The following is a 9,306-nucleotide window of genomic DNA, read 5'->3' on the forward strand; positions in this document are numbered from 1 at the left end:
CGCCGCTGAGCTCGGCGATCCGCCGCAGGAGCGCGATGTCGTCGTCGCTGTACAGGCGGGTGCGCCCCTGGGTCCGCGCCGGTTCGACCAGGCCCTTCTCCTCGTACTGGCGCAGCGTCGCGGCGGGCAGGCCGACCAGGCCGGCCGCCACCGAGATGGTGTAGACGCCCTGATCACTCCGGGGCCGCTCCTGCCGCATGGTCCTCCTCCCGCGACGGCCGCCCGTGCCGCGCCCGCCTGCACTCCACGTTCCTGCGCTCCATGGTCTCGTGGAGGTTTTCTTCCCCAAAGCGGGTGTTTATATTGCCCATCATGTGGTAGAAAACCTGCGTGAGGTCTCATCAAGGTTCTTGACCCGATGAGGAGGTGTACGTGGGATGCTGATGCGCACCGATCCTTTCCGCGAGTTCGACCGCCTCACCCAGCGGGTGTTCAACGACACCCGTCCCGCGGTGATGCCGATGGACGCCTACCGCGAGGGCGACGAATTCGTCATCCACTTCGACATGCCGGGGGTCGCCACCGACAGCATCGATCTGCAGGTGGAGCGCGACGTGCTGACGGTCAAGGCGGACCGGCCCGCCCCGGAGCGGACCGAGGGGCGCGAGAACGTGGTGAGCGAACGCCCCACCGGTTCGTTCTCCCGCCAGCTGTTCCTGGGCAAGACGCTCGACACCGAGCGGATCAAGGCCGACTACGCGGACGGGGTGCTCACCGTGGTCATCCCGGTCGCCGAGCAGGCCAAGCCGCGCAAGATCGCGGTCGGCGAGGGCGGCACCCGCGCCCAGATCAAGGCCTGAACGGACCCTGACGGGCGCGGTCCGCCTCCGGCGGAACCACCGCGGAACCACCGCCACAGCGCGGACCGGTCCCCGGGCCGGTCCGCGCTGTGCTTTCCCCACTGGGGAGGGGGCTCCTCCCCAGGGATGACTCCGGAAGGTCATCCCGTCGGTCGACGACCCGCACCGGGCCCGCGCGCGATCGTGGCGGCGTGTCAACGATCATCACCACGCACAGCCTGACCAAGTCCTACGGCGACCGCACCGTCGTCGACGGGCTCGACCTGCGCGTTCCGGAGGGCTGCGTCTACGGCTTCGTCGGGCCGAACGGCGCCGGCAAGTCGACCACCATGAAGATGCTGCTGTCCCTGGTCCGCCCGACCCGCGGGGAGGTGCGCGTCATGGGCCGGCGCATGGACCGGTCCACCCGCCGCGAGCTGCTGGGGAGCATCGGCTCGCTGATCGAGACCCCGCCCGCGTACGCGCACCTGACCGGCGCGGAGAACATGCGCCTTGTACAGCGCCTGCTCCGGCTCGGCGACGGCCGGGTCGACCGGGCCGTGCGCACCGTGCGCCTCCAGGACCACCTCGACAAGCGCGTCCGCGCCTACTCCCTGGGCATGAAGCAGCGACTGGGCATCGCCATGGCGCTCGCCCGGGAGCCGCGGCTGCTGGTCCTCGACGAACCCGCCAACGGACTCGACCCCGCCGGCATCGACGAGATGCGCCATCTGATCAAACGGCTGGCCGACGACGGGATCACCGTGATGGTCTCCAGCCACCTGCTCGACGAGGTCGACCGGACGGCCACCGTGCTCGGCATCCTCGGCGGTGGACGCCTGCTCTTCCAGGGGACCCGGGACGAGCTGTTCTCCCGCTCCGTGCCCGACGTGCTCATCGACACCTCCGAGCCCGAGCGGGCGGCCGCCGCCACCGAGCCCTGGGGCGGGACCCTGGACGAGGGCACCGTGCGCGTTCCCGGCCTCGACCACCCTGCGACGGCCGAGGTGGTCGCCCGGCTCGTCGACGCGCGCGTCGACGTCTACGGGGTGCGCCGCGAGGACCGGTCGTTGGAAGACGTCTTCATGGACCTCACCCGCGGGAGGGGCCTGTGACCGGCCGTGCCGTGGCGAACGAGTTCGCCAAGATGCGCCGTCTGCGCGTGGCGCCCGTCATCGCCGTCCTGGTGCTGGGCGTCACGGCACTGTCCTGCCTCACGACCTTCACCTACCCCGGGTTCGCGGACATGGCGCAGGACCCAGCGCGCCGCCCGTGGTCGCTGCTGCTGGCGAGCCTGGGGCTGGCCGTCCCCCTCCTCTCGCCGGTCCTCCTGGCGGTCGTGGCCAGCAGACAGGTCGACATCGAGCACCAGGGCGGCGGCTGGCTGCTGGCCCGGACCTCCGGCCTGTCCCCCGGTCGGCTGTGCCGGGCCAAACTCGCAGCGACCGGCTCCCTCGTGGTGGCGGCCACCCTGCTCCAGAGCCTGCTGGTGGCCGTGGCGGGGGTGCTCGCCGGCATCATGGCTCCCTTCCCCGCCGCCCTCTGGCTGGGCTCCACCGCCCTCGTCACGGTCGTGAACCTGGCCCTGCTTGCGTTCCACTTGATCCTGGCGGCGCGCGTGCCGAACCAGCTGGTGGGGATCGGTGCGGGCGTGATGGGCGTGTTCGTGGTCCTGGCGGCCACGGAGATGCCCGCCTGGCTCGCCCGCCTCGTCCCGCCCTGGGGGTACTACGCGCTGGCGAACCCCGCCGAGGTGGGGACCGACGGCGCTGCCCCGGGGGAGCCGGCGGCCCTGAGCGTGGTCCTCCTCGGCGCGGCCGCCTGCGCCGTGTTCCTCGCCGCCACCGCCCGCCTCGACCGTCAGGAGGCCTGACCCATGGGTTCGGTCCGAGCCGAGTTCATCAAGCTGAGGCGGTCGCTCAGTTGGGCGGTCGTGGTGCTGCTGCCACTGGCGGCGGTGGGCTCCGGGGGGGGGAACACGGCCCTGTCCGGGGAGCCGCTCGCCGACGGCTGGCACACGCTGTGGCTGCGGGTGGTGGTCTTCTACGGCCTGTTCCCGCTCGCCGTCGGGGTGGCCGCGCTGGCCTCGCTGGTCTGGCGCGCCGAGCACGAGGGCGGCAACCGGAACGCTCTGATGGCGCGTCCGGTCTCCGGCCTGGAGGTGGCGGTCGGCAAGTTCGCGGCGCTGGCCGCGCTCACGGCGGCCATGCAGGGGGTCCTGGTGGCGGGCACCGTGGTGGCCGGCAAGGCGGTGTACGGCCTGCCCGGATCCCTGCCCGCCGAGTACCTGCTGGTCAGCGTCCTCATCGTGGTGGCGTGCCTGCCCGTGGCGGCGCTCCAGTCGGGCCTGTCGATGCTCATGCGGTCGTTCGGTGCGCCGGTCGCGGTGGGCCTGCTGGGCGCGGGCTTCGGCGTGCTGCTGGTGGCGCTCCGGGCCGACGCCCTCGCGGCGGCCGTTCCGTACAGTCTGCTCAGCCGGGCGACCCAGGTCGGGACCGGGGTGTTCGCCGACCCCGGGCCGATCACGGCCGAGGGCGCCGCGGACGCCGCAGGTCTGGCGGCCGCGGCGCTCGTGCTCACAGCGGTGGCGGTCGCCGGTACCGCGGCCGTGCTGGAGCGGCGGGACGTCGCGTGAGGCCGAGGGCGCCCCCGGGGACGTCCCCGGCCCCGTCAGTCCTCCAGGCCGCCGACCACCCCGGACTCGTAGGCGAAGACGACGGCCTGCACCCGGTCGCGCAGGTCGAGCTTGGTGAAGATCCGGCGGACGTGCGTCTTGACCGTGGCCTCGGAGACGTACAGCCGGTCGGCGATCTCGGTGTTCGACAGTCCGCGGCCGACCAGGCCGAACACCTCCCGCTCGCGCGGGGTCAGGGCCTCGGGCCCCGAGGGCGGAGGCGCGCCTCCGGGCGCACCGCCTCCCCCGCGGCCGCCGTCGGGCAGGTGGCGGGCGAAGCGGTCGAGCAGGCGGCGGGTGGTGCTCGGGGCGACCACGGCGTCGCCCGAGTGGACCGCGCGCACGGCCGAGAGCAGGGCGTTGGGCGGGGAGTTCTTGAGCAGGAACCCGGCGGCCCCGGCCTTCAGCGCCGCATAGGCGTACTCGTCCAGGTCGAAGGTGGTCAGGATGAGGACCCGCGGCCCGTCGTCCGCGGCGCGGACGCGCCGCGTGGCCTCCACCCCGTCCATGCCCGGCATGCGGACGTCCACCACGGCGATGTCGGCTTCGACGGACCGCAGCAGCTCCAGCGCCTCCCGCCCGTCGCCCGCCTCGCCGACGACCCGGATGTCGGGCTGGGCGTCGAGGACCATGCGGAAGCCCGCCCGCACCAGCTCCTGGTCGTCGACGAGCACGACGCGGATCGGTTCCGCCCCGGCCGTTTCCGGAGCCCCCGGAGCGTCGTTCCCTTCCAGCGTGCCCATGGCGCCTCCCGCTCCGTCTCAGTCGAGGCCCGGTCCGTCGGTGTTCCGATCGAGCGGCAGGGCGGGCGNGGGACGCGGCCCTGCCCGCACGGTTCCGCCGTGCACTGACACCCTCTCTCGCATGCCGATCAGACCGTGCCCGTGCTCCACGTCCCCGGCGGCGCTCCCGCCGCGGCCGTCGTCGGTGATCTCCAGCTCCAGCGCGTCAGGCCTATGGCGGACGCGAATCCGCACGCGGCTCACGTCCGGGCCGGCGTGTTTGAGCGTATTGGTGAGCGCCTCCTGGACCACCCGGTAGGCCGCGAGCTCCACCCCCGCGGACAGGCCGTGCCCCTCGCCCTCCACGGTGAGCTCGGCGGGGAGTCCGGCCTCCCGCACCCGGGCGACGAGCCCGTCGAGCCGCCGCAGGTCCGGCTGCGGACCCGCCCCGTCCGTGTCCTCCCCACCGTCCCGGAGGACGCCGAGGATGCCGTGCATCTCGGACAGGGCCGTGCGCCCGGTATCGGCGACCGTCACCAGCGCCTGCCGGGCCCGGGCCGGGTCGGAGTCGACCACGTACGTCGCACCGTCGGCCTGGGCGACCATCACGCTCAGGCTGTGGGCGACGATGTCGTGCATCTCCCGGGAGATGCGGGCCCGCTCCTCGGCGACCGCCGCCTTGGCCCTGGCCTCGCGCTCACGCTCCAGCCACCGCGCCCGGTCCTCCAGACCGGCGAAGTACTCACGGCGGACCTTGGTGTACAGGGCGGTCACCCAGCAGAGGAGGACGAGGGTGCCGTAGACCGCGAACACCCGCCACATGCCCCAGTCGGCGTACGGGCTGCGCACGATCAGCAGGGCGAGCCCGGCCTCGACCGCGGCCAGCGCGGCCAGCGCGCTGGCCGTCCGGCGGTGCACCGCCACGGTGGCCATGGCCGCGAGGACGGCGGCGTCGGCGAGGAGGAGGCCGAACCCCGACGCGATGTGCAGCAGCGCCGCCCCCGCCACGACCGCGAAGACCATCACCGGGTACCGGCGGCGCAGTGCCAGCGGCCCGATGAGCGCGACCGTGAAGACGAGGTCGGCGGCGAGGGGGACGTCCGAACCCGGATGTGCGGCGAGGCCCGCCGCGAGGCACAGGGCGAGGAACGGGACGACCGCCACGGCGTCGACGAGCGCTTCGTGACGCCTGAGCCACCCTCGGATCCTGCCGAACACGCGCTCAGTCTAGAAGTCCGCCCCTGTCGGCGATCCGGTCCGGAGCGGGGGTGAGGACAGAGAACGGCCGGGGGCGGGATCGTCCGCCCCCGGCTTTACGCGTCCGTCACGTCGCCGGTGTTCGCGGCGGCCTCATTTCGCCTCGGCCATCAGGCCGCTCACGTTGTTGTGCAGGGCCGCGCTCGACTCGTTGAGGCCGGTGATCTCGGCCTCCACCCCGTTCTTGCGGAAGCGTTCGAGTGCCCGGTCCAAGGCGGCCACCGCTGAGGCGTCCCATACGTGGGCCCCCGAGAGGTCGATGGTGACCGCGTGCACCCCCGGCTCGGCGAAGTCGAAGTGGTGCAGCACCTGCTCCCGGGAGCCGAAGAACAACTCACCGTGCACCGAGTACACGCGGGTGCCGCCCTCCGGGTCGAGGACGCTGGTGACCTCCGCGACCACGGCGGCGTTGCGGGCGAAGAGCACCATGGAGGCCACGACGCCGATCCCCACGCCCAGCGCCAGGTTGTGCGTGGCCACGATGACCACCGCGGTGACCAGCATGACCGCCGTCTCGCTCCACGGCAGTCGGCGCACCGTCCGCGGGTTGAGGCTGCGCCAGTCGACCGTGGTGGCGGCCACGTAGACCATCACCGCGACCAGCGCCGCCATCGGGATGACCGCCAGCAGGCCGTCGAGCACGGTGACCAGCACGATCAGGAACACCCCGGCGAAGAGCAGGGACAGCCGCGTGCGCGCGCCCGAGCGCACGTTCATCACGGTCGGGCCCACCGTGGCGCACCCCGGCATGCCGCCGAAGAAGCCGGACAGGATGTTGGCCCACCCCTGGCCCCGGGCCTCCCGCGCCTTGTCCGAACCGGTCTCGGTGTAGTCGTCCACCAGCTTGGCGGTGATGAGCGACTCGATCAGGCCGACCAGGGCCAGGGTGAGCGCCGTGGGGCCGATGACGGCCAGCGTCTCGACGGTGAGCGGGACGTCCGGCAGGAAGGGCACCGGCAGGCTGTCCGGCAGCCGCCCCATGTCGCCCACGGTCGGCAGCTCCAGGCCCGTCGTCCAGGCGACGGCGGTCAGCAGCGCGATGGCCGCCAGCGGCGCCGGCACCGCCCGGGTGAGCCGGGGCAGCAGCCAGATGACGGCGAGCCCCGCGGCGATCATCGCGTACACCGCCCAGCCGTCCCCCGCGAAGTAGGGGATCTGCGCCGTGAAGATCATGACGCCGAGCGCATTGACGAACCCGGTGATCACGCTCGTGGGCACGAACCGCATCAGACGGGCCGCCCCCGCCAGGCCGAGCAGCACCTGGAACACCCCCGCCAGGACGGTGGCCGCGAGCAGGTGGTCGACCCCGTGCTCGCGCCCCAGGGGCGCCACCACCAGCGCCATCGCCGGGGTCGCCGTGGAGATCATCGCCGGGCGCCCGCCCAGGAAGGCCAGGGCGAGGGCGAGGATCGTGGCGGCGTACAGCCCGACGCTGGGATCGACCCCGGCGATGATCGAGAACGAGATCGCATTCGGGATCAGGGCCAAGGCCACAACCAGCCCGGACAGGGCTTCGGTGCGCAGCACCGACAGGCGCGGAGGCGTGGCCCGCCGCCACGCCGTCCTCAGTGTGGTCATAAGCCGCTCACTTTCGGGCAGCTCGGTGCGACCGCCAGCGGCGGGCGGCCGGGCAACGGNGGTCATAAGCCGCTCACTTTCGGGCAGCTCGGTGCGACCGCCAGCGGCGGTCGGCCGGACATCGGTCGATGAAGACGGGACGCGGGCCGGTGGCCCGGAGAAGTGATTGTGAGGGTTCGGGGAAAGGTCGGTCCCGTGTGCGGTGCGGAGATTCCGCGGGTCCCCCTGCGCTGCGGAGGCACCGGACCCCGAACGGACGGCGCTCCTGCACAGCGGGAAAAGTGGCAAAGCAATAGGAGTTCCGCACTTAGGCACGAAACTCCCGAAGCGAGACACTACCCGGCGGCGATCCCCGAGGTCACATGGTCTTCCTGAGACGGTGTTCACATGCCGGAAGGGCGCCCGAGGGTCGATCGCACCGCCCCGCTGACGTATCCTCCCCACCGCGCAGCAGGGGCCCTCGGGCGCCCGGTCACCCTTGTGAGCAGGGGTTCCGATAGGCGCCGTTCGGGTGCAGGTCCTTGACCATGCCGTCGAAGCCGAGACGCGCGTACTCCCGGCAGGCCTCCTCCTCGTCCACCCCGCCCCGGTAGTCGACGGCGAAGACCGCCTTGCCCTGGTCGATGAACGGCTTCAGCGCCTCGCACTCGCCGAATTCGACGCACTCCTCAGGCAGCGCCCAGTCGAAGTGCTCGGCCAGCTCCGCGGACGCCCCCGGCCGGTCGTGGCCGTTCTTCATCCCGACCGACAGCCCGCGCGCGTGCGCCTGCTCGGCCAGTTCGACGTACCAGGAGTTCTGGTCCTCCACCGTGACCGGGAACCCCGGGTCGTTGCCGAGGGGGTTGTTCTGGTCCGGTTCGACCCCGTCGCAGCCCAGCTCCCGCGCCAGGTCGAAGCGCGCCCAGACGACGTCGGTCCAGGCGTCCCGCTCGGAGACGCGGATGTCCAGCCAGCGCTCCTGCTCCCAGCCCGAGCTCCACCCCAGCGCCGACCCCTCCGCGGGGGCGGCCGGGCGGTCGGGGACGTCCTCCAGGTCCTCCTCGTAGCCCGGGTACATGCGGGCGTCGGGGCGGTAGTGCTCGTAGGCGCCGGTGTCGATGTAGCAGATGACGACCGGGCGCGGCTCGCGTGCGTGCAGCTCGCCCACGGCCCCGGCCAGGGGGCCGGCGGGGACCTCGACCACCTCGCCGCCCGGGTAGTGCAGCTCGGCCCCGGCGGGGGCGACCTCGAACAGGTCGAGGTCGTACATCTGCGCGTCCACGGACAGGTCGTAGGGCTCTTCCAGCTGCCACTCCCACGAGGCGACCTCGCCGGGCGCGGGCGTCCACCAGTCCTCACCGCCCCCGGCCTCCGGTTCAGGGGCCCCGCCGCCGCACCCGGCGAGCAGGAGCACCGTGAAGGCGCAGGCGGCGAGGGGCCGGACGGCCCGGCGGGAGGAAGGTGAAGGCTTCGTCATCGGCACGGGGATGAGACGCCATGCCCTCCTGAACGGTTGACGCCCGGGCCGCGCACCCGAGGTTCCGGACGGCAACGGGCTTTCACCCCCAGGCCCGACGTATCCCCCATCAGACCTGAAGACCGACCTCATGGACACGTAAAGTAGCTTGTCACTCCCCCTATGCAGTTTCCCGTGCATGCCGAAGATCGAGCACGAGTTCCTCACCGAGCTCTTCCAGAACGACCCCGGGCTCGCGGTCGAGTTCGCCGCCCCGTGGTTAGCCGGTGACCTGCCGCGGTACACCCGGGTCACCCTGCAGAGCAACCGTGTCAACAAGGTCGACCCCCGGAGATGACCGCGGACTCCGTAGTCCTTCTCCGCGACCCGCAGTGGAAGCGGACGGTCCACGGCCGTCCGACCGACGCCGTCGCAGGCATCATCACGGAGGTGCAGCGCTGCAAGGACGACGACAAGCGGCTGACCTGACCCTGCTACGTGACCAACCTGCGGTACCGGATCGATGCGCCGGTCGCCCTTCTGGTCCTGTGCCCCAATCGGGGCATGGCCGACTGGAGCCGGCACACCATTGCCACGGGCCACCCGGGGTTCGATCTGGCCCCGATCGTCCTCGGTCCGGACGAGGTACCGGTCGTCGACGACCCCGCCGCCTTCGCCGAGTCGCCCGAACTCGGCGTGCTCTCGACACTCGTCCATGCGGAAGAGGACGAGGCCCTGGTCGACGTGATGATGGAGGGCCTCGACAAGATCGCCCGCCACAAGGCGGCCACCTATACTGGATTCGCGATGGTGCTCCTGGCCGAGGCGCCACGACACCGGCTGGGGGGGGTCATGGAAACT

11 protein-coding genes and 1 pseudogene are annotated in these 9,306 nt (G+C 72.4%); 7 read left to right on the forward strand and 5 right to left on the reverse strand.

Annotation, left to right across the window (positions count from 1 at the left end):
• Window positions 1-199, reverse strand: a 199-nt coding sequence (locus D450_RS0115260) for a MerR family transcriptional regulator (RefSeq protein WP_017539524.1), incomplete at its 3' end; no start/stop codon positions are given.
• Between the two features lie 178 nt (window positions 200-377).
• Between D450_RS0115260 and D450_RS0115265 the strand changes: the two genes are divergently transcribed.
• The 4 genes from D450_RS0115265 to D450_RS0115280 all read left to right on the forward strand — a co-directional run bounded on the left by D450_RS0115265 (window position 378) and on the right by D450_RS0115280 (window position 3,414).
• Window positions 378-800, forward strand: a complete 423-nt coding sequence (locus tag D450_RS0115265) for an Hsp20/alpha crystallin family protein (RefSeq protein ID WP_017539525.1) — start codon at window positions 378-380, stop codon at window positions 798-800.
• Window positions 801-991: 191 nt separating this feature from the next.
• Window positions 992-1,894 carry an ABC transporter ATP-binding protein gene (locus D450_RS0115270; protein WP_017539526.1) on the forward strand — a complete coding sequence of 301 codons (903 nt, stop codon included), beginning with the start codon at window positions 992-994 and terminating at the stop codon, window positions 1,892-1,894.
• Window positions 1,891-2,652: an ABC transporter permease gene (locus tag D450_RS0115275; RefSeq protein ID WP_017539527.1), complete on the forward strand. Its 762-nt coding sequence runs from the start codon at window positions 1,891-1,893 to the stop codon at window positions 2,650-2,652. Before D450_RS0115270 ends, D450_RS0115275 begins: the two co-directional genes overlap by 4 nt.
• A gap of 3 nt (window positions 2,653-2,655) precedes the next feature.
• On the forward strand, window positions 2,656-3,414 hold the full coding sequence (locus D450_RS0115280) for an ABC transporter permease (RefSeq protein WP_017539528.1): 759 nt from the start codon (window positions 2,656-2,658) through the stop codon (window positions 3,412-3,414).
• 35 nt (window positions 3,415-3,449) lie between these two features.
• Here the strand turns inward: D450_RS0115280 and D450_RS0115285 are convergent, their stop codons facing one another.
• The 4 genes from D450_RS0115285 to D450_RS0115300 all read right to left on the reverse strand — a co-directional run bounded on the left by D450_RS0115285 (window position 3,450) and on the right by D450_RS0115300 (window position 8,466).
• Window positions 3,450-4,196, reverse strand: a complete 747-nt coding sequence (locus D450_RS0115285; RefSeq protein WP_017539529.1) for a response regulator transcription factor — start codon at window positions 4,194-4,196, stop codon at window positions 3,450-3,452.
• Between the two features lie 18 nt (window positions 4,197-4,214).
• Window positions 4,215-5,393, reverse strand: coding sequence for a sensor histidine kinase (locus tag D450_RS30320; RefSeq protein ID WP_241483172.1), 1,179 nt, complete (start codon window positions 5,391-5,393; stop codon window positions 4,215-4,217).
• Between the two features lie 132 nt (window positions 5,394-5,525).
• On the reverse strand, window positions 5,526-7,010 hold the full coding sequence (locus D450_RS0115295; RefSeq protein ID WP_017539531.1) for a SulP family inorganic anion transporter: 1,485 nt from the start codon (window positions 7,008-7,010) through the stop codon (window positions 5,526-5,528).
• 472 nt (window positions 7,011-7,482) lie between these two features.
• Window positions 7,483-8,466: an endo alpha-1,4 polygalactosaminidase gene (locus tag D450_RS0115300; RefSeq protein WP_017539532.1), complete on the reverse strand. Its 984-nt coding sequence runs from the start codon at window positions 8,464-8,466 to the stop codon at window positions 7,483-7,485.
• Window positions 8,467-8,644: 178 nt separating this feature from the next.
• Between D450_RS0115300 and D450_RS34160 the strand changes: the two genes are divergently transcribed.
• From D450_RS34160 to D450_RS34165, 3 genes and pseudogenes are all read left to right on the forward strand, one after another.
• A complete protein-coding gene (locus tag D450_RS34160; RefSeq protein WP_017539533.1) occupies window positions 8,645-8,803 on the forward strand; it encodes a hypothetical protein in 159 nt (52 codons plus the stop codon).
• Window positions 8,800-8,934, forward strand: a complete 135-nt coding sequence (locus D450_RS35215; protein WP_017539534.1) for a hypothetical protein — start codon at window positions 8,800-8,802, stop codon at window positions 8,932-8,934. The genes D450_RS34160 and D450_RS35215 overlap by 4 nt, the downstream gene beginning before the upstream one ends.
• Window positions 8,935-9,009: 75 nt before the next feature.
• Window positions 9,010-9,306: pseudogene (locus D450_RS34165) on the forward strand (hypothetical protein); the annotation flags it as partial.

It is taken from the genome of Nocardiopsis halophila DSM 44494 (genome assembly GCF_000341245.1).
In the GTDB taxonomy this organism is placed as follows: domain Bacteria; phylum Actinomycetota; class Actinomycetes; order Streptosporangiales; family Streptosporangiaceae; genus Nocardiopsis_A; species Nocardiopsis_A halophila.